Origin of the sequence: Paenibacillus tritici, assembly GCF_013204885.1 — a bacterium.
Taxonomy (GTDB): Bacteria; Bacillota; Bacilli; order Paenibacillales; family Paenibacillaceae; genus Paenibacillus_AQ; species Paenibacillus_AQ tritici.
The window spans coordinates 26773-51508 of sequence record NZ_JABMKX010000010.1 but is presented as its reverse complement, the minus strand read 5'-3'; the positions used below and the strand labels follow the sequence as shown (position 1 = coordinate 51508).

The following is a 24736-nucleotide window of genomic DNA, read 5'->3' as shown; positions in this document are numbered from 1 at the left end:
CTTTTTCCACTTGCTTCCTTGCATTGTTCGGAAATTGGCAAATTAAGATACGTTTGTCCACTTGTTTGTGACGGGAGCGCGGTATCGTGCCGGTTAGCACTCGTTAGTATGGCTCTCATCAGTGTGGCTCTCATCAGTGTGACTCTTGTTAGTGTGGTTCTCGTTAACTTGTTTGTGGCGGGAGCGGGTAACGTCCCGGTTAGCTCCCGTTGGTTAGCCCCCATCAGTGTGTCTCCCGTCAGTGTGGCACTCGTTAGTGTGTCTCCCATCAGTGTGGCTCTCGTTAGCGTGTCTCCCATAAGTGTGATTCTCGTTAGTGTGTCTCCCATCAGTGTGGTACTCGTTAGTGTGGCTCTCATTTATTAGCTCTCATTTATATGTAGCGTCATGAACGTTGTCATGTGGGGGGCAAATACGGGGGACAGACGCACACCGCGCGCGGGGTGCTGCATAGACAAGCAGCATCCCCCGCGCGCGGTGCTCACATCTCATATTTCGCATCTCATACTTCACATCCCGCATCCCGCATCGCACCACATCCCGCATCACGCCACATCCCGCATCACACCCAGCCGAACAGCCGGGCCGCCGAAGCTACGGTGAAGGTTACGCCGATTGCGATGGCGAGTGGGATCACAGCGGAGAGTACGGCCCACTTCATGCTTTTGGTCTCCTTGTAGATGTTCACCAGCGTGGTGCCGCAAGGATAGTGAAGCAGGGAGAACAGCATCATATTCAGCGCGGTCAGCCAGGTCCAGCCGTGGCTAAGGAAGATATCCTTGATGCTGCCCAGGCCTTCAATATCGACCATAGCCCCGGAGGACATATAGCCCATCAGCAGGATCGGCAGCACAATTTCGTTGGCCGGCAGGCCGAGGATGAAGGCCATGATGATGAAGCCGTCCATACCGAGCAGCTGGGCGAACGGATCGAACCAGGCCGCCATATGGTTAAGCACGCTCTCCCCGCCGACGAAGACATTGCCGAGAATCCAGGTGATGATGCCTGCCGGAGCGGCCACGATGATGGCACGGGTCAGTACATTCAGCGACTTCTCCTTGGAGGAGCGGACAATCGTCTTCCAGATCTGCGGACGGCGGTAAGGCGGAAGCTCAAGGGTGTAGTGGGTAGGGACACCGCGCAGCGCGGTTTTGGACATGACCCACGATACGCTCAGGGTGACAACAATACCGACCAGTACGATCCCCATCAATACCAGCGCAGTGGAGAAGGTACGCAATGCCCCGGTGGTGGCAGCCCCGACCATGAACATGGAAGAGAGCAGAATAAGTGTCGGCCAGCGGCCGTTGCACGGAACGAAGTTGTTGGTCAGAATGGCCAGCATCCGTTCGCGGGGCGATTCAATAATGCGGGTGGACAGAATAGCCGCGGCGTTACAGCCGAAGCCCATCGACATCGTCAAGGCCTGCTTGCCGTGCCCCCCGGATTTCTTGAACAGGCGGTCCATATTAAAAGCTACCCGGGGCAGATACCCGAAATTCTCCAGCAGCGCAAACACCGGGAAGAAAATCATCATGGGCGGCAGCATGACGCTGATGACCCATGAGGTTCCTCGGTACAGTCCAAGGACAAGGACGCCATGCAGCCAGGCTGGTGCATGAACCGCCGCGAAGCCTGAGGTCAGATAACCTTCGATCCAGCTGAAGAAGGAGGCAATCCAGCTCGAAGGATAATTGGCTCCGGCAATCGTAATCCAGAAGACCAGGCCAAGCCCGGCAAGCATAATGGGGAAGCCCCAGATCCTGGAGGTAACGATATTGTCCAGCTTGTAGGTGCTGCCGAGCTTCTTCTTGTCTTGGTAGATGACGGCATCCCTGCAGATGTCTGCGGATACACCGTAGATTCCGCTGACAATCTCATCGCGGATTCCCCCATGGTCAGCCAGCTTTTTCGCGGCAGTGAGCAGGGAATCCATCGGGTCGTGCCCGTTAATGGCATGCGGTGATTCCATGGCTGGCCACCTCCTCGCTTACGTGAATATCCTTGCGGCCCATATGGGCTTTGAGGGAAGCAAGCAGGCTGTGATCACCGTCCAGCAGCCGCAGGGCAATCCAGCGCGCCGGATATCTTGCGCCGACAGTCTGCTCCACCATCGGGATCAGCTCCGCAATACCTTGCTCAATCTCATCGTTATAGGTGATCTTCAGCGGTTCAGCCCTGAATTCACCGGTAGCCACGCGCTCGATCTGATCCAGCAGTTCATCAATGCCGATCCGGCCCCGGGCAGAAATAGCTGTTACCGGAACCCCGAGTCTTTTGGCGATCCGCTTCAGATTAATATCAATGCCCAGGCGCCGGGCTTCATCAATCAGGTTGATGCAAACCACTGCGCGTCCGGTAATCTCCAGCACCTGCAGGGCAAGATTGAGGTTGCGTTCCAGCGAGGTTGCATCCAGAACCACCAGCGTTACATCAGGCTGCTCAAAGATAATATAGTCTCGCGCGGCCTCTTCATCGGCGGAATTGGAGTACAGGGAATAGGTGCCCGGAAGATCAACGGCCAGGTAAGTATGATCCTTATGGGTGAACTGTCCTTCGGCGGTGACCACGGTTTTGCCCGCCCAATTGCCGGTGTGCTGGCGCATACCCGTCAGCAGATTGAACAGCGTGCTCTTGCCTGTGTTGGGATTGCCTGCAAAAGCGACCGTATAGCGGCTCATCCTTCACCGCCCCCAATCAGTTCCCCGTAGATGAGGGAGCTCTCTTCCCGGCGCAGGGCAATCGTTGTATTGCTAACCCGAAAAGCCGTAGGGTCTCCAAGCGGGCTGCGCCGCAGCACTTCCACGCTATTCCCGGCGACAAATCCAAGATCCAGCAGTCTTCTCCGCAGCACACCCTGAACTTCGATGCCGCTGATGCGCAGCGTGCTGCCGTTCACGGCTTCTGACAATGGAATTACGGCTCCAGCCATACCATCTCCTACTTTCGTATTAAAAATAATAAATGAATCGTTATCCATTAGTATGAAGTATGCACTTGTATAGTATATTGTGCAGGGCATAGAATATTGCAGCCTGCCACAATATTAGTATAAGTAAATAAATTTGTCCTTGCAACAATAATGTTGCCCTCGGGAAAGAAAAAATACAGCAAGATTTATCAAAAATTCCCTGACCGCCCGAACCGCCCCCGCACCCAGATAGAAACCGCCAGGAGCAGCGGAATGGCGACCTGGAATACCGGGTCAAGCTTAAGGCTTGGCCCGAGGCCGATGGCAATGTGCTGGGTATAGTCCCGCTCCAGGAAGGAAGCGCCGTAGATAACCGCACCCACGGGGAACACCCACCATTTGGCGGGTTTGCCGGTCAGCCCGGCCATGGCTTTTACCGAACAGAAATAGAAGATCATCATCTTGATCAGCAGCCCCACGAAGAGCTGGGCGGTTACCAGGATATCAAGCCGTTCCACGAATTTGAGATTGGATAAGGTGCGGACGGTTTTGAGAAAAGGCAGCTGGCTGATTCCCGCGATAGCCGGGCCAAGGACCGCCACATTAAGCGCGTTCATGAAGATCAGGAACAGGCTGATGAGCAGATAAGCGTTCACCGTATATTTTACAGGCAGCCCGGGCTTCTCCCATAAGGACCACAGCATCAAAAAAACAATCATCTGCCCGAAGGGGAACGAGACGATTTCCGGCAGCGCAGCTTCAATCACCGGCATTAGCCCGCCCCCAAGGACAGGGGACAGACGGCCGAAGTCGATAGCCCCCATTATTCCAAGCATGATAACGAGCAGGATATAGAAGACAAGCATCACCGGCAGCAGGACCTCGGGCAGCCTGAATACAACCTCGGCCCCCTTCCAGATGGCGTATAGCGCAAGCAACACAAAAACAAGCATCGTGACAGACATAGGTGTTCTTGGCAGCATGGTCATCGCCGTCAGTTCACCGAGATCGCGGACATTACGCATGGACTGATAGGCAAAATACAGGCTATAGACCCCGCCGATGACGGCTCCCGGAAGCTTGCCGAAATGGAGCTTAAGCATCCCGATCAGGTCTGTACCCGGAGAGCGCCACTGAATCCACATCAGCAGCAGAAGCAGGATGAATCCGGCGGCGGAGCCTGTACACATCGCCAGCCAGGAGTCCTGCTTCGCCGTGCCTCCGAGTAGGAACAATGGCGTGCTGCCGATCTCAAACAGCATAATCATGAACGCAATCTGGAGGGAAGAGACCTGTTCTTTGTTGGGCATGATTACGAATTAGCCTCCTAACCAATAGATGATGGCTCTGCCGACAGGCTGGAAGAACGCCGTATATAGAAGGCTCAGTGATACATGAGGGGTTCTGGTTATCCCGCATAGGTTAATGTAGGCACAGTAGCCAAGAATACAGCCGAACCAGAGCCGCTGCAGGCGGCGGCCTTTTCCGCGCAGCTTCGTCCACCCCCAGAGATAAGCAATCGCGTAGAGTATTAGAGTTATAGCTATTTTCATAGATAGGCTCCTTTACTCCTGTTGGACGGATTTGAACGATTTATTGCTGAGGCCGGTCCGTTCAATCTCGATCGAGACCTGCGGGCGGATCTCAATCTCCTGAAATATGCGGTCCCAGCTTCGCTCCTCTTCGATCTGCTTCCAGCGCTTGCGGTCGCTCCGGTGGATTCTCACGGCAAATCCCGTAACGTCGGCACCCAGCCGCTTGACCTCTGTCCATGAATCATTGACGAGACTCAGCACCTGCTGTTCAAGAGAGGCTTCCATCTCACGGATGGCCTTGCGGTCATTCAGATCCATGACACTCCCAAGCTCGGTGAGTACGCCGCTGCCTTGGACCTCAATATTCATCACATAATGATCCTTATCCCAGACGGGATGGACCGTAGTAGCCGAATTCTGCAGAATAAATGAGGCGTCCAGCTTGTCACTCTTCGTGGGCTGAGAGGCGAAGGCGAGGGTCGCAGAGTCGATGTTATTGGTCAGAAAAGAGAGGCCAAAAGCCTGCTTCTGGCTAAGCCACCCCACGAACGTGTCCCCCTTGATGACGCCCAGTCTTCCCAGCGCCAGGCGTGAAGGCAGATCTGTAACGCCTGTCTCGCTCGTCTCATCCATCGTCTGGGGACCGGTCAGGAGAATCTCCGGCAATACGGCACTTCTTGACTCGGAGGAGAGGGCCATAGCCAGCTCATACAGGCGGGTTCCGGGATAATAGGACATAAGCTTCGCTTCCTGTTCAATCATGAGCTGGATACCGGCCCCCTGATTTTTGGTCATCTGCATGAGCTGATCCAGGATATCCCCGGCTTCTCCCTGGGTTATGAATACGAATACAGTTTCCCTGGCATCCTGCTTACGCAGGAACATATCAATCAGCTGATTGATCCCGTGCCTGGCGAGGCTCTCGCCAATGACGGTTATTCTGGAGTGGGAGAAGAACATCTCCCGCGTACTGGTCAGATTGGTTCGTTCAATGGCCTCCATGATCGTCCGGCCTTTGACGGTGAAGGTGAGGAACGGCGGTGAGCTGGTACTGCCGCCTCCGCCGCCTCCCATACCGCTGGCCCCCGATGAAGGGTTGATCACCTGATAGGTCGCTTTCCACTGATTGTTCTCCCAGTCATAGGCGGAGCCGGAGGTAATGCCCAGTTCATTCAGCTCACGGTCATCCCAGCAGCCGGAGAGAAGTACAGACAGCAGCGGAAGACAGAGGATCAGGCACAGCAGGGTTCTCTGTTTGCTCTTCATGTCTCCAGCTCCTTCCGCCTGGACCTGGCCTTCTGCACCCTGTTCAGCAGAACCGCCCCCAGCGGAACCAGCACATTGAACAGGAAGAAGACCACGAACCGCCCTTCCTTGTTGTAGTCATTAAGCTCGGCTGAGCTTTGCCAGGAGAACAGGCATTCCAGCGCAATGACCAGGCCCAGCGCCCCGATGAAGGGCCGGCTGCTGCTGACCCGGAACGTCTGCTTGAAGCACTCTACCGTGACGAACAGGAAGATCCCGAATTTGAGATAGATCGACAGCACCCAGTAGGAGATGAAGAGAATATCCAGCTTCTCCACGAACCGGCCGATGCGGACGATCCCCACGGTGGAGAAGCCCGGATAGGCCGTCAGCTTGATAAACTGGCTCCCGAATACCATCAGAGCGGAGACCAGAGAGAGCATCATCAGCGTAGCGACGAACAGCAGGCCCATCCAGCCGATGATCCGCGCCCTCTGCGGATACCGCAGGTAGGGCGCCAGGAACAGCATCACGGCTACTTCGGACATCCAGGCCGTTGGCGTCAGGCTGGCTAGTGTCAGCTCCGCCAGGGTATGATCGAACATCGGCAGCAGCTGGTGCACATTCAGATCATGATATAACCCGAACAGGTACAGCGGTGCGAAGAACAGGTAGAGCAGAATAACCAGGCTGTTCACCCGGGCAATGGCTTCGATGCCTTGTCTTACCATATAGATTGAAATGCACAGGATCAGAATCACGAGCACCGTGACCGGCGTGTTGATCAGTACATTGTCTTTGATGAAATTGACGAATTCGCGCAGGATCGTTGCCGAGGTATCCAGATAGAATTGCAGCATCAGCAGGCCCAGGATGGTTGAGACAACCGGAGAGCTTTTCTCCCCGACCCAGTCCAGAAAAGGAGCGCCGTTGCTGCTGCGAATCACAGTCCCGACGATGGCAGCAATCAGCAGACCGGCCAGGGTGGACATAATGATGGCCAGCGGTGCATCTTGTTCGGCATAGGTGCTGATAATGATGGGCAGCACGACGGTGGCCGTCGGCAATATGGTATTGACGATGAGCATGGCTGCCTGGGTAGTGCCGATTTTTCCGTTCATGCCGGCCCCTCCCCCTGCGGATTCTGCTGCTCCCGGGAGGGCCCGTTCGCGCTTTCCGCAGGCTTGGGCTTCTGGTGCGGTGCTTGTCTGCGGGTTTCTTTACCCAGGTTAGTCTTAGGACGTATGTCCATGCTCCACAGCGGAACGCGGATGAAGATATCCTTCAGATAACGCGGAATCATCGGCGCTACCGGAGACAGGTAGGGCACCCCGAAGGAACGCAGGCCCGCCATATGAATCAGCAGCACCATCAAGAAGGACATGATGCCGAACAGCCCAAGCGATGCGGCGATAAACATCATTACAAAGCGTATCAGCCGGATGGAGTTAGCGATAGCGAGTGACGGGATCACAAAGTTCGAGATCGCGGTAAAAGAGACGACAATGACCATCGCCGCAGAGACAAGCCCTGCCTGAACGGCAGCCTGTCCCAGCACCAGTGCGCCGACAATAGAGATGGCCGGACCGATGGTGCGGGGCATACGTACCCCCGCTTCGCGCAGCACATCGAAGGTCAGCTCCATGAGCAGCGCCTCCGCGAAGGCGGGAAGCGGCACTCCTTCGCGCTGGGCAGCCAGACTGATCAGCAGGGTGGTCGGCAGCATCTCCTGATGAAAGGTGGTCACTGCAATATAGAGCGCAGGCAGCAGCATGGATACGAAGAACGCACCGTAGCGTATCAGCCGCAGAAAGGATGAAATATCATACCGCTGGTAGTAATCCTCGCTGGATTGAAAGAAATTGAAAAAGGTAGACGGTGCCAGCAGGGCAAAGGGAGTACCGTCGATAATAATTCCTACTTGTCCTTCCAGGATACCCCCGGCCATAGCGTCAGGCCGCTCTGTATTCTGAATGGTGGGAAAAGGCGTCAGACCGCCGTCCTGGATAAATTCTTCGATATAGTTGCTCTCCAGAATAGCGTCGGTATCAATGGCGTTCAACCGGCGGCGTAATTCGGCCAGCACCTGCTCACTGGCAAGGCCCTTCAAATAGACGAGGGCAATGCCGGTCCCGGTCCGCTGGCCGATTTTATATTCCTCAATCCGCAGATCGGTAGTTTTCAGCCTCCGGCGCAGCATAGAAGTCCCTGTGCGCAGGCTTTCCGTGAAGCCTTCCTTGGGCCCGCGGATAACCCCTTGGGAGGTGGGCTCGTTAATGCTTCTTTTCTCCCAACCGGCAGTATCGGCGGCCACAGCGGTCTGAAGCCCCTCGAATAGAATCAGGGTGTAGCCTTCAAAAAGCAGGGGCAGCAGCCCTTCCAGGGTTGCCCCTTCCTTGACTCCCCCGACCGGCAGCATATGATCCTTAATCAGGGTGAAGGCCGCCCCGGTTGTAAGCGTGCCCCCATTCAGCGCGCCATTCTCCATGATCGGCTGAAGCACCATCTGGTTAACCGCATCGGCATTCACCAGGCCGTCAATATAGATGAAGCATAGAGAGAGAGAATGCGGGGATTCACTATTGAACTTACGGATAACGATATCCGAGCTGTCACCGATCCGGCGGCTGATTTCCTGCAAATTGGCCTCCAGTGAGAGATTCAGCGGCAGCGGCGCAGGTACAGAGGTCTCTGCGGGATCTTTGGTTGTTCGGGTACTTTTCTTCTGATTGTGAGGCATCTCGGATACCCCTTTCTGCTGAAATCTGGATGTGATCCCTGTATTATCCCCCGCAATGGGATTCCTTATTCTGGCTGATATAATCGTATAATAGAGAGCGTTTACGACAAAAAAGAAACTGCCCTTTAGGCATGGTATCTTCCCACCATTCCATAAAAGCAGTTTCATAATGAACATACGTATTTACGATAGATTGAACTCGTATTATCTAGTCTGAACAACCAGCGCATTGCTGATCAGGCGGCCCGGCGTGGTCAGATATTTGCCGTTGTAGTACAGGCCGCTTGAGGCGCCGCCATCCAGATTCATTGCCTGGTAGGCTCCGGCCTGCTTCATGATTTCTGCAAGCTGGGGGATGGTTGCCCCGCCGGAGGTCAGCAGAATCAGCTTATGGTCGCGGGTCAGACCCAGCGCGCTGCGGGAGCCTCCGCCTGTCAGGATCTTAGGGTCCTTGAAGCCCTCGGCGAGCACATTCAGGGCCACCTTTCCATTCACCAGCAGGCGCGGGCCAGCCTGAATTGCGCCCTGGATGGAACCGGCGTCGAAGCGTTCCCGGAACTGGCTTCCCGGGATCAGCTCAGCCAGGAGATTGCGGTCATAGGCGAAGACGGTCCGCTTGTCCCCGGAGCTGTTCTTCAGCATTTTGCCGCCGCTGATGATGTAACCGTAAGGGGCTTTGAAGGCGCCATTAGTATAAGCATCGAAAAATGTGCCGTTGATAGCAGCGGTTGCCTGACTGCGCTTGGCAATACTGGCCAAGGCTTCTGTCTTGCCGACGGTATTGCCGGCCAGAACGGCATCCAGCTTCACCGAAGGATGCAGCAGGGAGACCGTAACCGTCTGTACGCTGAAGGAGCGGCCGCCAACCTTGTATGTATGTTTCCCGCTGACCATAGCAGGCGTACCGTTCTTGATCAGGGCACCGTTCTGGACAGGCAAGGTGGCAGCTTCTTCACCGATTGTAAGGGTGAGCGAGCCTGCTTCTCTATTCCACTGGAGCTGGATGCCGAGCGTTTGGCTTACGAGAGACAAAGGGACATAGGTTGTCCCATTCTGACTGAAGGGCCGCTGACCGGATGCAGCGGGCTTGCCGTTAACTGTGGCACCCCCACCTGGATTGAAGGTAATGGAAGTATCCCCGCGTGTGATCTGGATCTGGCCGCCGGAAGCGGCGAGGACAGACTGGATCCCGGCGAATTCGTTAAGAGAGCGGAGCGGGATGAAGGAATGATTCTCCTTGTCCACATATGCGGCAAGTTTGGTCTGCGGCGCCGCAGCGGCCCCGCTCTGCAATGCAGGAAGAAGTGCCGCCAGCAGACAGAAGGCGGTGAAGAGGGTAAGTGTTTTTCTCATAGTACACAGAATCTCCTTTAGAATGATAGCAGTATCAGTTGAGATACCATCATATAATCGTCTCCCGTTACCGTCAATGGAGCATGCATCCAGGGGGCGGTTAGTTTATAATAGGATGACATATGGATATCAGAATAAAAGGCGGTTAGCGACGATGACAAGGATAGGCTTAATCCGGCACGGCAGCACACGCTGGAATCAGGAGGGCCGGGTACAGGGGCACACGGATAACCCTCTGGACGAGGAAGGCTTCCGGCAGGCTGCCGTACTTGCGGAACGGCTCAGCAGGGAATCGTGGGAGTACATCTATGCAAGTGATCTGCTGCGGGCCAGGCAGACGGCAGAGGTAATCGCCGGGAAGCTGGGGATTCCGCTGGCAGGTCTGGTTCCGGGCCTGCGGGAAATGAATGGCGGATTAATTGAAGGAACCACCGAGCAAGAGCGGGTGGAGCGCTTCGGCAGCCAGTGGAAGACGATGGATATGAAGCTGGAGAGTCAGGAGGTGGCACGGGAACGGGGGGTGAAGGCTATCGAAGAGATTGCTGACCGCCATCCCCGCAGCAATGTGCTCATCGTCAGCCATGGTGCCATTCTGCGGAGTACGCTGGCCGGGCTGGTGCCTTCACTTGACGTTGGCATTCTGCTGAAGAATACCTCTATCACCTGTCTTGTACAAGAAGAGGGTGGCTGGAGCTGCGAAATCTACAATAGCGCAGAACATATGGATGGATAGAAGAGACATCCCCGCTCAAAAACATACAGGTTCTGCCGATAATAGATGTTATAAAGATAGACGGCCCGGCATACCCAGCCGGTGATGTTCAGAAAATGTTTAGTCTGACCATGTACAGTAGCGCTTGAAAGTGATGGATTCTATGATAGACAAAAGGAGGGCGCAGGATTAATGGAAGAGGCCCGTAATTATATGCTGACGATTCTATCCCTACTGATAGGCGTCGTGACTGTATACAGTGCGTACAGACTGACCCGGAACTTCTCCAGGCAACAACAAAGAACCCGGGCGGTATGCTCGAGTCTTGTTGTTCTGGTTATTAGTGCCGGCCTTGGGGGTATGCACCTGCTCGGCAGGAGATCCCTGTCCGGTTCCGCTCCTGAAGACGGGAGCCTGTTCATGGCACTGGCGTTGTATCTGCTGACACTCGCAGGTATCCTGTACCTGTTCCTGCGGTTGCGCCAGCTCCTTGGGGAGCGCGAGCAATTGAAGGAATTGGCTTACCGGGATACCTTGACCGGTCTGCTTAACAAGAACGGAATGGATCATTTCTGGGATCACTGCAAAGCAAGCGAGCAGCTTGCGGTATTATATCTGGACCTGAACCGTTTCAAGTCCATCAATGACACTCTCGGCCATCATACAGGGGATTTGCTGCTGGAGGCTGTAGGTACCAGCCTCCAGCAGTTCACCCGCAAAGGCAAACGGCATATTTTCCGGGTAGGCGGAGATGAATTCGTCATTATCGCCAAACGCTGCAGCCGGAAGGAAGCCGAACAGCTTGCCCTTAAGGTTCTGGAATACATCACCCGGAACTACAAGCTGGAGGCGCAGGAATTATTCGTGTCCGCCAGTGTCGGCATCACGATGAGCCAGGGCAGACTCAACCCGAAACGGCTGCTCCAGGAAGCGGATACCGCCATGTACAATGCGAAGCAGCTTGGAAGCGGGCGTTATGCTGTATACAAGCAGGAGAGTCATGTTCCGCCCGTGAAGCTGGTTAGCAGCTCAAGGGCACAATAACAGGGTTATGTCAGGCGTAAGCAGTTTAATGCTTACGCCTGTTGTCATTTTTTCAGACTCCCGTGGCTGCCAGAAGCCCGGCCAGAACATCCGGATAATCGGTGATGATCCCCGCCACCTCAGCTTCGATCAAGGCCTGCATCCGCTCGGGATCATTTACAGTCCAGGGATGGTAGACGACACCTTTCTCTGCTGCTGCATTGACGAACTCCGCCAGAACCGAGGAATGATGGGCATGCAGGGCATCCGCCTGCAGGGACGCAGCATAATTCCATGGGCGGTACAGCCCCTCCCCGTAGAGAATACCCGTACGGATCTCTGGTGCCAGGGACTTGCAGTAAGCCAGGGAGTAATGGTTGAAGCTGGAGATGACAACCCGCTCACTCATGCCCTGTTCCCGGACAGCGGCGATGACCTTTTCTTCCATGCCGGGGTAGAGGAAAGTCCCGTTCTTCAGTTCTATATTAAGAATCGTCTCCCGGCCCTGAAGCAGATCCAGCAGCTCGTCCAGTGTCGGAATCCGTTCTCCCGTGAACTCAGGGTTGAACCAGGAGCCTGCATCGACCTCCAGCACTTCACGAAGCGTCTTATCCTTCACATAACCGCTGCCTGTGGTGGTGCGGTTGAGACTTTCATCATGAATGACTACCACAGCTCCGTCACTCGTCAGCTGTACGTCTGTCTCGATGCCGGTTGCACCAAGCTCAAGAGCCTTACGGAATGCCGCCATTGTGTTCTCCGGGGCGACTGCGGATGCGCCGCGATGCGCGAAATTAATAATGTTCATGTTGTGTAGTTCCCTCCATCTCTGTGATGTAATACTGCCCGTGTGGACGGGCCCCTTATAGTATATTCCACAGTCTCTTAAGAAACCCTGTCCGCAGGGAACAAATACAGAAAGAAGTGATAGGGTTGAAATTTTGTCTGGAGTGCGGAAGCCGGCTGGTACTGAAGGAATGTAACGGGGAGGGAGAGGTGCCGTACTGTGAAGCATGTGCCATGTTCAGATTCCCTGTGTTCAGTACAGCGATAAGCACAGCCGTACTGAACCGGGAACTGGACAGAATTCTGCTCATTCAGCAATATACACGCAAGGATTACATTCTGCTTGCCGGGTATGTGAATAAAGGAGAGAACGCCGAAGCTGCTCTGGTCCGTGAAGTGAAGGAAGAAGCGGGCCTAGAGGTCATTGCCTATGAATATATGCGCAGCCAGTATTTCGCGCCGTCCAATACGCTTATGCTTAATTTCATTAGTGTGGCGGACACGGAGGACTTAAGCGCGATGAGTGACGAACTGGATCATGCCGCCTGGTTCACGCTGGAGGAAGCTGCGGAGGCTATATTACAAGGCAGTCTCGCGGAGAGCTTCCTGCTGACGATCATTGATAAGCTGAGACAGGGACGGGTTCTGGAGGATTTTACAGCCGTTGCCCGGTAAGCGTGAATTTAGGCCGACACGATATCGCGGATACGTTCATGCACCTGCTGCGGGCAGGAGGGCTTCGGAGTGCACCTGAATTCAGCGGATGTGGGCTACATGAGCCAATGAGGAGCAATAGTGCACCTGAATTCAACTGATGTGGGCTATATGAGCCAAGGAGGAGCAATAGTGCACCTGAATTCAGCGGATGCGGGCTATATGAGCCAAGGAGGAGCATTAGTGCACCTGAATTCAGCGGATGCGGGCTAAATGAGCTAAGGAGGAGCATTAGTGCACCTGAATTCAGCGGATTTAGGCTACATGAGCCAAGGAGGAGCATTGGTGCACCTGAATTTACTGGATGCGGGCCAACTGAGCCAATGAGGAGCATTAGTACACCTGAATTCAGCAGGCGCGGCCAAAAAAAGGTGGGCCACGCGTGAAAATGAAAGGGATAAATCCCTCTGAATCTGCCCAAAGCAGGCTACGTGTAGAAATGGAAGGGATAAATCCCTCTCAATCCGCCCAAAGCAGGCTACGCATAGAAATGAAAGGGATAAATCCCTCCGAATCCGTCGAAAGTGGGCCACACGTGGAAATGAAAGGGATAAATCCCTCCGAATCCGTCGAAAGTGGGCCACGCGTGGAAATGAAAGGGATAAATCCCTCTGAATCTGCCCAAAGCAGGCTACGTGTAGAAATGGAAGGGATAAATCCCTCTCAATCCGCCGAAAGCAGACTACGTGTGGAAATGAAAGGGATAAATCCCTCTGAATCCGCCCAAAGTGGGCTACGTGTGGAAATGAAAGGGAGAAGTCCCTCCGAATCTGCCCAAAGCAGGCTACGCGTAGAAATGAAAGGGATAAATCCCTCTCAATCCACTGAAAGTGGGCAGCAGTCGAGAACTCGGATGCTGCCGCCAGAAGTATGCCGCTGGAGAAGGGTGAGGTTACCGTAGAAGCTGTTCAAGCAGAAATGTGAACATTACTTGCAAAAATAAAAACGGCCATACTGATCCTTCGGGACCGGTACAACCGTTTCAGCTTGTCTGCTCAAGTGATGGGCGAATCAGGATACCTTGTCCCACTTATCCTGCAGTGAACAGGTATGCCCTGTTCACTGCTGCTTGTAATAGATCACTGTGGCATCCATTCCTCCGCTGGCAGAAACGACATAGTCGGGAATCCTTCCGGCCTCTATATATCCCCGTGACTGATACAATAGATTGGACGGATCGCCTTCCCAGGTGTCCAGTACCAGCAGTGTCCGGCCCCCCGCAGCAGCAGCCTGCTCGGCGGTCTCCAGCAGCACTCCCGCGATACCCTTGCGGCGGTGAGCCGGATGGACCATCAGCTTGGCGATTTCCGCCCGGTGCAGGGCGTTGGGCTTCAGTACCACATGGAGCTGCACTGAACCGACAATGGTATCGCCCTCCAGCGCTGCCCACAGCCGGACAGCAGGCCCGGGGACATTCTGCCAATACGTAGCCGCTTCCTCCTGTCCCAGCGGAGGCAGAAATCCGATGGAAGCACCATCCTCCACTACAGCAATCAATAAGCTACTTAATTGCGGTACAAGCTGCGGGCTAAGCTCCTGAAGGGATACAATCTTTAATTCATGGCCCATACTCATTCTGCAAACATTCCTTTCTGCTATTTACTATGATTATCATTATACTGGGAGTAGGGCCGGTTACAATTGATATATACGGTACGGATCATTACGAGCCAAGAAGGGGAGTAGAGCAAACTATGCTGTTAGAGGTTATAGCTACTACAGTAAGTGATGCAGTCACAGCGGAACGTTATGGTGCTGACCGGATCGAGCTGATCACGGCAATCGGTGAAGGCGGATTAACGCCAAGTCTCGGGCTGATTGAAGCGGTCCGGGCGAAAGTCGCGATTCCTGTGAGAGTGATGGTCAGACCCCATGCGCGTTCCTTCATATATGATGCGTCCGATGCGGGGACGATGCTGCGAGATATCCGGCATATTGCCGGAGTGGGCGGGCTCTCCCTGGTCACGGGGATGCTCCGCGAGAATCATACTATAGATGAAGAGCTGCTGACCCGGCTGCTGGAGCAGGCAGAGGGGATGGAGGTTACCTTTCACCGTGCGTTTGACGAGGTGCAGGACCAGCTTGAAGCCCTCGAAGTCCTGAAGCGGTATCCGCAGATTACGGATATATTAACCTCCGGCGGCACTGCCGCCGCCACTACACCTGGCGGCATGGTGAGGCTCGCCGTATTGGAACGGCTGTCTGCCGGTTCTTCGTTATCCATCCTTGCAGGCAGCGGCCTGAATGCCGCAGCGCTGAAGGACTTCATTACACGGACCGGGGTTCGCCGGGTACATTTCGGCTCGGCGGTCCGGGAGGATGGCGATCCGCTGAAGCCTGTGGACCCGAAGCGGCTGGAAGCCGTATGCAAGATTCTCAAGCCTTAGGCTGCCCTGCATGACCGCTCTGCCCGCCCAGCAGCCTGGGCAGCAGAGTCAGCAGCCGCTCCCGGGTCAGGGCATCGCCGGAATTCCATTTGGCTCCGTCCAGCATGTAGGCATGGCCCTGCTGTACGGCGGGCAGACTGCTCCAGAGCTGCGACTGTAGCAGCAGCTCCATCGCTTCCCGCGAGTCTTCGCGCTCCGGGATCAGCATGAAGACGCGGTCTCCGGCGTAGCTGTGCAGCCTCGCGGGCTCCACCTCGCGGAACCCCAGACCCTTGTCCAGGATGTCCTTGATCTCCGCCGTCGGCTGCAAGCCGCCGGGGGCGTACAAGGCCGCGGACAAGCCGGTCATTCCCATGGCGAACAGACGGTTGCCATGGTCATAGAACAGCGCCGAGGCCGTTTCACCCGCTTGAAGCCCCCCGTCGTACAGACGCTGCCACATGGCGGCGTTTTTGACATGGTAGGCTTCCAGCCAGGCCTCTGCTTCGCGTTGCTTCCCGAGCCACTCCCCGAGAATCCGCAGCCGCTGCTCAAGCGGTGCGAAGGAGTCGAAGGTGAGTGCCGGTGCAATGCCGGATACGCCCCGGTACACCTCCTCATCCGGGCTTGCGAGGATGATCAGGTCAGGGCGTATGGACCGGGCCAGTTGCGGGTCCAGCGGAAATCCCACATTGACCAGATGCTTAAGCCGGTGGCTATAGACGCTGCCCCGGGCACAAGCCTCGTCGCCTCCCGCAGGCTTCACCCCCAGTGCCAGCACATCGCCCAGTGTCTCCCCGTGATAGACCACCCGCTTCGGACGTTCAGGAATGTCTACCGAATGTCCGGTCCAATCCTTGACGGTAATCTTGCGCTGCCGTGACTGGGCATATTGCCCGGGAGTCACCCCCGTCTTCTGCCGGAAGCGGCGGCTGAAGTAGTATTCATCCGAGAAGCCGACCAGCCGGGCGATCTCGCGCAGCGGCTCGGCAGCTTCGAGCAGATAGTTCTTCGAGTGCGCGATGCGCAGATCGGTCAGATAATCGAGCGGCCTTTTGCCGGTCAGCTTCTGGAAGATGGGCGTGTATTGCCAGGGGGAGACGCCGGCCAGCTCTGCAAGCTGCTTCACCGTAATACTCTCCCTATAATGATCCTGCATAAAATGTATCGTGCGCTCCACCGATTGCGCCGGACTTGGCAGCTGTCGGGTGGAGTGGTTCTGTTCAAACAGCAGGAGCAGCAGCTCCTGGAACCGCAGCTGTTGCCTGAGATGCTGGAGTTCGTCCCCGCTGTTATGGTGCACAAGCAGCTCCTCCGCCAGCCGGATCACTCTGGTGAAGGGGTGGACGAGCAGCTCTTGCCGGCCCGGAAATAATTCATCCAGATAGGTCGCAGGGGAATCCCCTGTAGCAATAGCGGTGAATCGAAGCAGATAATAATAGAGCGTCAGCTCCTGATTATCTATGCTGTATGAGGTTCCGGGAGAGAGCAGACAGCATTTGTCTTCATGTACGGAAATTGAAGTCTGTTCCGGGATACTGAGCTCACCGCGGCCGCCCGTGAACAGCAGGAGGGTATGCTCCTTCACAGTCTGCACTGCGGACACTGTGTCAGCGCTCTGCATCACCAGCTCCAACTCCCTCAGTTGAAACAGCAGGGACCGCAGAGGGACGGACGTCAGGTGTGAAGGCGGGGTAGGCGGGAGTGCAGGCAGTTGTTCAGGGTTGCGGGCAGTCTGGCGCAAGGGTCGGTACTCCTTTCAGGCTTGTATTGAGAACAATTATCAATAAAGATCATTGTATATAAAATAAAGCAGCTTATCAACAGGGTTGATAAGCTGCTTGAACAGTGTGTCCGTTACTGTTGCTCGCTGAGCATTGCAGGAATCTCGCCCAGCAGCCATTCTCTAGTGGTAGCATCACTGGAGGTCTTTGTGATGTCCTGCGTGTAGACGTAGCCGTTCTTAACGGCAGGCAGGCTGTTCCACACCGCGCTTTTCAGCAGATTGCTGGTCGATTGCTTGGCTTCGTCTGCTACCGGAGTCAGCAGGAAGATGCGGTCTCCAGCGTATTCCCGGAGCACTTCCAGCGAGATTTCCTGGAAGCCCATATCGGCATCCAGCACCTTTTGAATGGCCGGGGTAGGCTTGAAGCCTTGCTCTCCGTACAGTACCTGCGAGAGGCCCGTCGTTGCCATTACGAACAGCCGGTCTCCCGGATAATAAGTGAAGACCGAAGCGGTCTCGCCATCCTTCATCCCCGAAGCCTTAAGCTGAACCCACATCGCATCCTCCTTCGCCTGATACTGGGCCAGCCAGTCCTCCGCTTCCTGCTTCTTGCCTAAAATATCCCCAATATCCAGCATCCGCTCCTTCAGGGGGGCGAAGGTATCGAAGATAATCGTTGGAGCAATTTTGGAGAGAGCGTCGTAATCAGCTTCATCAATCCCGGCATAGATAATCAGATCGGGCTGAAGCTCCAATGTCTTCTCCAGATTGATCGGGAACCCGACATCTGCAATTCCGGTCAGCTTATCCTCGAAGACCTGGCCGTCCCCCATGGAGAGCGGATAGCCGATGGCCTGTACACCAAGTGCCAGCAGATCGCCATAAGTTTCCCCGGAATAGATAATCCGCTGCGGATTCACTGGAATCTCCGCCGTATGGCCTTTGTAATCCGTGTGTGAACGGGTAGTAGCGGCAGGTTCAGCAGTGGCTTGCGCGGCAGGTGCGGTGGTTGCTGCACTGCTCCCCTGATTATTCTTATTGCTGCTGCAGGCGAGCAGTAAGGTGCCCATCAGGACGATGATGCATGGAATCGCGAAAAATGGTCTTGCTTTGTTCATGGTAGATAGGCCTCCCCAAAGGTATGGTGATTACCAATAATGATAATCATTCTCGTTTAAGTCATCATAAAGGATGACCGACTGTTACTCAATAGACAAAACCCAATGCAGGATTTGAGTTTGTACAATAATTTTTTTCGCGAAATTTGTTATTAACATATTGATAATATCAAAATTTCCTGTTATGATGTTGTTAATAACGAATTAATAATAACATAATATGATTAACAAAATGCAGCTCCGCTAACCCAAGTGACTCTCAAACCTACTATAGGAGGTAATGACCATGTTCGGATTCCGGTTCGTGAAATTTCAGCCCAGTGATTATGTGCTTAAGGTGAAGAACGGCAAGGTAGTGCGTGAGGGGGTTGGACTTTCTTTTCGTTATTATGCGCCGACGACTTCGGTTGTTGTAGTGCCGGTCTCCTCGATTGATGTCCCCTTCATGTTCGAAGAGATTACGGCAGACTATCAGACGGTGACCGTGCAGGGGCAACTGACTTACCGGATCGTCGATTACCGCAAGACCACGCAGATTCTCAACTACACCTACAATTTGAAAAAGAATACCTATCTCTCCGATGATCCGCACAAGCTGGCCCAGCGGGTGATTAATATCGCCAAGGTCCTGACCAAGAAGCAGCTGGGGCAGCTGCCGCTGAAGGAAGCCATCCAGTCGAGTGAACGTCTCGCCAAGACTATCACCCATGAGATCGGACAGAGTGCAGAGATCGAGAAGCTGGGCATCGAGCTGATGGGGCTGTCCATTCTGGCTATTGTGCCGAATAAGGAAACGCTGCGTGCCTTGGAGGCGCAGGCCAGAGAGGAGATTCTCCGCAGCGCCGACGATGCGCTCTATGAACGGCGCAACGCCTCGATTCAACAGGAGCGGCGGGTGAAGGAGAATGAGCTGAATACGGAGATCGCTGTCGAAACGAAGAAGAGACAGATCCGCGAAACCCAGCTTGACGCCGAACGTTCGGTGAAGCAGAAGCAGAACGAGATGAAGGAAGAACAGCTTAGCTTCGATACGGAGCTGGAGGAGAAAAAGCAGGCGCTGATTGAGCTGGCGATTGCGAATAAGAGAGCTGAAGCAGATGCCAAGGCCTATGAGCTGTTAGCAGTGATGAATTCGCTGCAGGGGGTATCGCCTAATGTTCTGCAGGCGTTGACCAATGTCGGCATGAACCCGGATAAGCTGATTGCCATCGCGTTCCAGGAGCTGGCGGAGAATGCCGGGAAGATCGGGCAGCTTAATATTACACCGGATCTATTGCAGGGAATTATGGCCGGGTCGTCGGGTAACGGGGCTGGCACGGCAAGAGGAGGCAACGGCCGATGAGCAGCAGCCGGGGATCGGAGAATAAGATTATTCTGATTAAGCGCAAGACACGCCTGGAGGAGCTGGTGGTCCGCTACAATACGATTCAGCAGGCCCAGTTCTATATTGAACGGCTGGGGGCCGACTTCAGCGATTATCTGAGCGAGGACTTTCAGTACCGCAAGGCAGTAGAGACTGCTGTGACCCAGCTGAGCGCCATTGGCCGCCTGCAGGTTCTGGAGCGGCAGCATGTGCCGAACTTTATTTTTGGGGCTCAGGATACAGTGGTGGTCCTGGGACAGGACGGCCTGGTAGCCAACACGCTGAAGTACCTCCATGAGCAGCCGTTGATCGGTGTGAATCCTGATCCGCTGCGTTGGGATGGCGTACTGCTGCCCTTCAGGGTGAAGGAGCTGGGGCAGCTCGTGCCGGAGGTGCTGCGCGGCCAGCGTCAGGTCCGTGAGGTGAGCCTCGCCAAGGTGGAGCTGAACGACGGACAGAGCCTGTATGGAGTGAACGATCTGTTCATCGGCCGCCGGACCCATGTCTCGGCCCGCTATCAGCTTGAGCTGAACGGGGTGCAGGAGCAGCAGTCCTCCAGCGGCATTATTGTCTCCACCGGCATGGGCTCAACAGGCTGGCTCAAGAGTGTTCTCGCCGGAGCAGCAGGCATTGTCAGCCGTGCCGCACAGATGCAGACTGAGGATGCTGAACGGACAGCAGCGGCCCTGGCCGATATTGCCGGGGTGAGTGCCGGCAGGGGGCTGGCCTGGGACCACCCGGAGCTGTATTTTACAGTGCGGGAGCCTTTTCCGAGCCGGACGACTTCAGCAGAGCTGGTATTCGGGAGAATTAGCAGCAAGCTGCCGCTGCGCATCACCTCGCAGATGCCGGAGGACGGCGTGATCTTCAGTGATGGAGTAGAGAGTGATTATCTGGAGTTCAACTCCGGTGTGGAGGCGACGGTCGGACTCGCGGAGAAGACGGGGAGGCTGGTAGTGTAGATTATGTATGGACCGCTCAGCCCGAGGTACACGAAAAAGGGGTTCTCTGCAGTGTCCGCCTATGCGGTCTGCGAGAACCCCTTTCTAAATAATAAACCGGCGGTTCAGATGAATCCGCCGATGCTTACCGCTCCTACTGCTGGAAGCTGCGTCCCTGGTTCATTGGTGAGCTGAAGGACGAACCTGCCGACATTGGTGTATGCATCGGCTGCGGGTTGAAAGAGTTCATTGGACGGTGCAGCGGGTTCACCGGTTGGCTGCCTGAAGTGAAGGACGGGCTGAACGAAGAGCCGATACTCCCGCTTCCCATGCTGGAATTCATGCTTCCCATGTTAGAGTTCATGCTCCCCATGCTAGAGTTCCCGCTTCCCATGCTAGAGTTCATACTTCCAGAGTTGAAGCCCGACATGCCTGTACTGCTCTGGATGCCAGTGCCAAAGCTCTGATGCTCTGGATTCATTCTGTGCATATCACTTGTATTGAAGCCGGTTGTCTGCGGGAACTGCTCAAGCGATTTGACGGTCTGCAGAATCTGCTGCATCTGCTGCATCGCTGTCTGATGGCCCTGCATCGCCTGCTGGATCATCTGAATCGCCTTGTTGTTGTGCTGGCTAAGCTCCTGGAGCTTGGCAGCATCCTGTTGCTCCTGCTGAAGCATCTGCTGATACAGCTGTGTTCCCTGCTGGGTCTGTGCCATCAGCTGCTGAATGATCTGTTCACATTCTCTGATCTGTCCGGATGGGTTGGAATTCAAAATATTTGGCCTCCTTGGCACTAAGGTTTATGGTCATGCGGCCTTATTATCTCTGACGCAGTTAGCAAATATTCATTGTTCTTGTGTATATAGCAGGAGTCCCGCGGAACGGTTACAATTCTGCAAACGTTGCGTCAATCCAGGCGGGACGAGTTGATAAGAATAGGAACAAGCTGCTGTGCAACTATTACGGCAGATGAACGTCTATGTAGAAAGACGATCCAGAATCATCCATAACCCGGAGGTGGGGCAACCATGAATCAGCGTGAACAGGCAAGCCGAATGAAGAAGTATTTTCCCAAAAGCATCGCGTTGACAATAGTATTTGTAATGCTATTGACAGCGTGCTTCACAGGATCAGCCGCAGCATCGTCATCCTCAGATCTGATTATTGTGAACAAAAAAACGAACAAACTGGCCTATTACAGTGACGGCAAGCTGGTGAAGATTTTTCCGGTCGCTACCGGCAAGACCAAGAGCCTGACTCCTGAAGGCAGCTTCCGAATGGTGGTCAAAATCAAGAACAGACCCTATTACAAGGAAAAAATCCCCGGGGGCGATCCGGCCAATCCGCTGGGCGACCGCTGGCTGGGGCTGGAGGTTAACGATACCTACGGCACAACCTATGCCATTCACGGCAATAATAATGAGTCCTCTATCGGTAAGTATGTCAGCGCCGGATGCATCCGGATGCATAATGAAGATATTCACTGGCTGTACCCGAAGATCGCCAAGAATACGAGAGTGATTATTACCACCTCCGGGCTTGATATGGCCGGCATTGCCGAGAAGAATGGCTACCGGCTGGGATCAACGATGTTTGCCGGAGCTTTTATCAGGGGCGGGCAGAAGCTTCCGGTGAAGGATTCCTTCCTGCTGGAGGATTCGCGGGTGTACATTCCGCTGCGCGAATCCGTGATGCTGCTGGGCGGAAGCCTGATGCAGGAGAAGGGAACCGGATCACTTATCATCCACATTGGTAAAAATACAGCAGTTCATAGACCGCTCAGCAATACGGCAAAAGTAAACGGAAAAACAGTGGAGATGCTGCCCTCCAAAAGTGTGGACGGCCGTCTGTATATTCCTCTGGGCAGCTTAACGCCTCTGTTCGGCCTACCGTTCACATGGAGTGCCAAAGAGGCAGCGGTAAAACTCTAAGACCCGTGAACGATGCACAAGTTTGTTATCAATAGAATTCCCCGCCGCAGTCCTTGCGGCCCTGAAGCCGGCCAATCACTGATGGGCCGGCTTCAGGGCTTAAGCAGGATTACCAGAATACATATAGAATAGTTCATATTCCAGATACCCCAGATCTTCCAAATATTTCAGGGAGGGATTGAAGATTAGAATTCGGATCACCGTACGTCATAACCGTGAGATTCTGCAGCATGTCAGGAAGGGGCCAACGCCCGGGTGGCGGGCCAATCTATTCAATGAACCGGAGGTACTTATGGGCAAATTAGCAACTTTTGGTATCGAGATGCTGCGTGTAGTCATTCTGCTGATGCTTACGTTACTCGTGCTGGGAGGCGTGGAGCAGTGGGTGTTCAAGCTGTTGTATGGATGGGAAGGGAATTTGTATACGGCTGTGCCCGGTAATCTGCTGGTGTTCTTTGTCCTGTACCGGAACTATTGGCAGTTCAAGGGCTGGTACCGGTCGGAGAAGAATCAGCGGCTGAAGCCGGTATGGACCCGAAGTCTGAGTATTGCCGCGCTGCTGCTGGTTCTGCTGCCGTTTGCTATTCCGGTAGTGCTGAGCTCGTAGGTAAAAGTCTAACTTCTATCTGAGGAGGAACAATATGGAGCAGCGGATCGAGCAGCAGCTGGATTGGAGCGACTATGTGGGCTTTTGGTCAAGAGTGCTGGTCACCTTCATCGACTTCGTGATTCTGGCGCTTCCTACCTTTGTGCTGGACCGGCTGTCTATTTCGGTTACAGTGTCTGCTGGTTCGGTATTTCCACTCTTTATCCAATTTGCGCTGCTTATGGGGTTCAATGTATTCATGGTCGTCAAGTATGGAGGGACACCGGGCAAGCTGATTCTCGGAATGAGAATTGTCGATGGGGATGGGAGGTATCCGGGACTGAAGCAGGCATTGATCAGGGATTGTTTATTCATCATCAACGGCTTCCTGGCCGTGATTGTGAGCCTGAATTCTGAGGAGTTATCCGCCGTATCCAGCAGTCTTGCCAACTGGAGTCCGCTCGCTACCGACCTGAATGCCATCTTAGGCTGGGTTGTAGTCGTAGATTGCCTGATCGTTGCCTTCACCCAGCGCAACCGGGCACTGCATGATATGGTGGCCGGAACGTATGTGGTGAAGAAAACTTCACTCGACCATCTGGTCTGAGGATAAGCCATTCTATAGGACACTTCAATCGCTAGAATCCAATACCGCATCCTATATGGTGCAACCTTTGTCACTGCCTCAGCGTCTTAGGACACAGTAGACATAAGAGGATATTTCCCAATAACGAAGGAGATGGCATCATGATTACCTCATTCAAAACAATAGCTGGCATTCTCATACTTGGAGGAATGCTCAGCCTTACCGCTTGTAATTCCGGCAAGCCGGATGCGTCGTCCGGCGAAGTCACTTCGGCAACGGAAGCGCCGGCAGCTGTGCAGCCGGAAGCCAGTCCGTCACCGGCAGCGGATGCGGGAACGGTCAGTGAGCCCGGTGCAGATGACGGCGCTGCGGCGGGGGCAGAGCCGGTAACGGCAGATCCGGGAGCAGCGGCCGGAGCCTCTACAGTCACTGAGGCCGCAGAGGCTGAAGCGGAACTGGTGGCTCCCGCCACCCCGGAGGAGCGGAGCAAGCAGCTGAAGGAGCTGCTGGAGCTTGCCAAGCAGGGCAAAGTGCCCGGCGTAGAATATGCTGCGCACAGCGGACTCATCGACGAGGTGGAAGCCGCATGGGGAGAGCCGGATCTCAAGGAGTCGGCAGGCAAAGGGATGTATTCCACCTATTCAGGCAAGAATGCAGTAATTGGTTTCAATAAGGGCAGCAAGATTTTCGATGTGCGCTCCAACGCTTCGAACCTCCAGAGCCTGACGCTGGAGCAGATTGAAGAGGTTCTCGGCAAGCCGGATGCAACCTCCTCACTGGGCAGTGACAAGATCTATATATATCAGGCCGGCAAGCAGTATCAGCTCAAGTTCATCATCCCGGAATCGACCGGTACCGTAGATCATATCTCAGTATTCTCCGAACAGGATTCAATCAACAATATGGCGGGGTAGGTAACTCGCTGGCTGGGGGTTAGCTGTTCTTGGAACAATTACGGTACATGCGGTATGCGCTTGCTCAATTGCACTCTGTACAACTATATCGTCTGATATTCCACCGAATATCCGCTTAGCTGTATTTCGTACAATTAAAAAGCATCTGTCCCTTTGTTTTCGCCCATTCGGGCAGATTTAGTTG

24 protein-coding genes are annotated in these 24736 nt (G+C 54.6%); 10 read left to right on the top strand and 14 right to left on the bottom strand.

Annotated features, from left to right (window positions below; genetic code table 11):
- Positions 1-562 precede the first annotated feature (562 nt).
- From HQN87_RS18550 to HQN87_RS18510, 9 genes are all read right to left on the bottom strand, one after another.
- Positions 563-1972 carry a ferrous iron transporter B gene (locus HQN87_RS18550; protein ID WP_173136471.1) on the bottom strand — a complete coding sequence of 470 codons (1410 nt, stop codon included), beginning with the start codon at positions 1970-1972 and terminating at the stop codon, positions 563-565.
- The gene (locus tag HQN87_RS18545; RefSeq protein ID WP_173136469.1) at positions 1950-2681 is read right to left on the bottom strand and encodes a FeoB small GTPase domain-containing protein; all 732 of its coding nucleotides are present in this window, start codon (positions 2679-2681) and stop codon (positions 1950-1952) included. Before HQN87_RS18545 ends, HQN87_RS18550 begins: the two co-directional genes overlap by 23 nt.
- On the bottom strand, positions 2678-2932 hold the full coding sequence (locus HQN87_RS18540) for a FeoA family protein (protein WP_173136467.1): 255 nt from the start codon (positions 2930-2932) through the stop codon (positions 2678-2680). The genes HQN87_RS18545 and HQN87_RS18540 overlap by 4 nt, the downstream gene beginning before the upstream one ends.
- 188 nt (positions 2933-3120) lie before the next feature.
- The gene (locus HQN87_RS18535; protein WP_173136465.1) at positions 3121-4221 is read right to left on the bottom strand and encodes a GerAB/ArcD/ProY family transporter; all 1101 of its coding nucleotides are present in this window, start codon (positions 4219-4221) and stop codon (positions 3121-3123) included.
- Between the two features lie 9 nt (positions 4222-4230).
- Positions 4231-4464, bottom strand: a complete 234-nt coding sequence (locus tag HQN87_RS18530) for a hypothetical protein (protein WP_173136463.1) — start codon at positions 4462-4464, stop codon at positions 4231-4233.
- A 12-nt stretch (positions 4465-4476) separates the two neighbouring features.
- Entirely contained in the window at positions 4477-5712 is a 1236-nt protein-coding gene (locus HQN87_RS18525; protein ID WP_173136461.1) for a Ger(x)C family spore germination protein, read from the bottom strand.
- Positions 5709-6812: a GerAB/ArcD/ProY family transporter gene (locus tag HQN87_RS18520; protein ID WP_173136459.1), complete on the bottom strand. Its 1104-nt coding sequence runs from the start codon at positions 6810-6812 to the stop codon at positions 5709-5711. Before HQN87_RS18520 ends, HQN87_RS18525 begins: the two co-directional genes overlap by 4 nt.
- Entirely contained in the window at positions 6809-8431 is a 1623-nt protein-coding gene (locus HQN87_RS18515) for a spore germination protein (RefSeq protein ID WP_173136457.1), read from the bottom strand. Before HQN87_RS18515 ends, HQN87_RS18520 begins: the two co-directional genes overlap by 4 nt.
- Positions 8432-8635: 204 nt before the next feature.
- Complete coding sequence (locus tag HQN87_RS18510; protein ID WP_173136455.1) at positions 8636-9784, bottom strand: phosphodiester glycosidase family protein; 1149 nt, start codon at positions 9782-9784, stop codon at positions 8636-8638.
- A gap of 154 nt (positions 9785-9938) precedes the next feature.
- Between HQN87_RS18510 and HQN87_RS18505 the strand changes: the two genes are divergently transcribed.
- Positions 9939-10517, top strand: a complete 579-nt coding sequence (locus HQN87_RS18505) for a histidine phosphatase family protein (RefSeq protein ID WP_173136453.1) — start codon at positions 9939-9941, stop codon at positions 10515-10517.
- Positions 10518-10688: 171 nt separating this feature from the next.
- Positions 10689-11540 carry a GGDEF domain-containing protein gene (locus tag HQN87_RS18500; RefSeq protein ID WP_173136451.1) on the top strand — a complete coding sequence of 284 codons (852 nt, stop codon included), beginning with the start codon at positions 10689-10691 and terminating at the stop codon, positions 11538-11540.
- Positions 11541-11592: 52 nt separating this feature from the next.
- Here HQN87_RS18500 and HQN87_RS18495 read toward each other — a convergent pair whose 3' ends face one another.
- Entirely contained in the window at positions 11593-12327 is a 735-nt protein-coding gene (locus HQN87_RS18495) for a glycerophosphodiester phosphodiesterase (RefSeq protein ID WP_173136449.1), read from the bottom strand.
- 212 nt (positions 12328-12539) lie between these two features.
- Between HQN87_RS18495 and HQN87_RS18490 the strand changes: the two genes are divergently transcribed.
- Positions 12540-12980 carry an NAD(+) diphosphatase gene (locus HQN87_RS18490; protein WP_254075559.1) on the top strand — a complete coding sequence of 147 codons (441 nt, stop codon included), beginning with the start codon at positions 12540-12542 and terminating at the stop codon, positions 12978-12980.
- 1098 nt (positions 12981-14078) lie between these two features.
- Here HQN87_RS18490 and HQN87_RS18485 read toward each other — a convergent pair.
- Positions 14079-14588, bottom strand: coding sequence for a GNAT family N-acetyltransferase (locus HQN87_RS18485; protein ID WP_173136445.1), 510 nt, complete (start codon positions 14586-14588; stop codon positions 14079-14081).
- 125 nt (positions 14589-14713) lie between these two features.
- Between HQN87_RS18485 and HQN87_RS18480 the strand changes: the two genes are divergently transcribed.
- A complete protein-coding gene (locus tag HQN87_RS18480; RefSeq protein ID WP_173136444.1) occupies positions 14714-15406 on the top strand; it encodes a copper homeostasis protein CutC in 693 nt (230 codons plus the stop codon).
- On the opposite strand, the gene HQN87_RS18475 is transcribed toward HQN87_RS18480, so the two are convergent.
- Both HQN87_RS18475 and HQN87_RS18470 read right to left on the bottom strand, forming a co-directional pair.
- Complete coding sequence (locus HQN87_RS18475) at positions 15396-17129, bottom strand: helix-turn-helix domain-containing protein (RefSeq protein ID WP_367272750.1); 1734 nt, start codon at positions 17127-17129, stop codon at positions 15396-15398. The two genes, HQN87_RS18480 and HQN87_RS18475, sit on opposite strands and share 11 nt — an antisense overlap.
- A 113-nt stretch (positions 17130-17242) precedes the next feature.
- Positions 17243-18229 (bottom strand): ABC transporter substrate-binding protein, encoded by a 987-nt coding sequence (locus HQN87_RS18470; protein ID WP_173136442.1) that lies wholly within the window; start codon positions 18227-18229, stop codon positions 17243-17245.
- A 286-nt stretch (positions 18230-18515) separates the two neighbouring features.
- Between HQN87_RS18470 and HQN87_RS18465 the strand changes: the two genes are divergently transcribed.
- A complete protein-coding gene (locus HQN87_RS18465) occupies positions 18516-19571 on the top strand; it encodes an SPFH domain-containing protein (RefSeq protein ID WP_173136440.1) in 1056 nt (351 codons plus the stop codon).
- Positions 19568-20554 carry an NAD(+)/NADH kinase gene (locus HQN87_RS18460; protein WP_173136438.1) on the top strand — a complete coding sequence of 329 codons (987 nt, stop codon included), beginning with the start codon at positions 19568-19570 and terminating at the stop codon, positions 20552-20554. The genes HQN87_RS18465 and HQN87_RS18460 overlap by 4 nt, the downstream gene beginning before the upstream one ends.
- Before the next feature lie 133 nt (positions 20555-20687).
- Here the strand turns inward: HQN87_RS18460 and HQN87_RS33045 are convergent, their stop codons facing one another.
- The gene (locus tag HQN87_RS33045; RefSeq protein ID WP_173136436.1) at positions 20688-21308 is read right to left on the bottom strand and encodes a hypothetical protein; all 621 of its coding nucleotides are present in this window, start codon (positions 21306-21308) and stop codon (positions 20688-20690) included.
- Between the two features lie 255 nt (positions 21309-21563).
- Between HQN87_RS33045 and HQN87_RS18450 the strand changes: the two genes are divergently transcribed.
- The 4 genes from HQN87_RS18450 (at position 21564) to HQN87_RS18435 (ending at position 24552) form a co-directional block, all read left to right on the top strand.
- Positions 21564-22466, top strand: a complete 903-nt coding sequence (locus tag HQN87_RS18450) for a L,D-transpeptidase family protein (RefSeq protein ID WP_173136435.1) — start codon at positions 21564-21566, stop codon at positions 22464-22466.
- A 178-nt stretch (positions 22467-22644) separates the two neighbouring features.
- Positions 22645-23073: a hypothetical protein gene (locus HQN87_RS18445; RefSeq protein ID WP_173136434.1), complete on the top strand. Its 429-nt coding sequence runs from the start codon at positions 22645-22647 to the stop codon at positions 23071-23073.
- Between the two features lie 34 nt (positions 23074-23107).
- Positions 23108-23659 carry an RDD family protein gene (locus tag HQN87_RS18440; protein ID WP_173136433.1) on the top strand — a complete coding sequence of 184 codons (552 nt, stop codon included), beginning with the start codon at positions 23108-23110 and terminating at the stop codon, positions 23657-23659.
- Positions 23660-23799: 140 nt separating this feature from the next.
- Positions 23800-24552: a YjgB family protein gene (locus HQN87_RS18435; RefSeq protein WP_254075558.1), complete on the top strand. Its 753-nt coding sequence runs from the start codon at positions 23800-23802 to the stop codon at positions 24550-24552.
- The last annotated feature ends 184 nt before the right edge of the window (positions 24553-24736 follow it).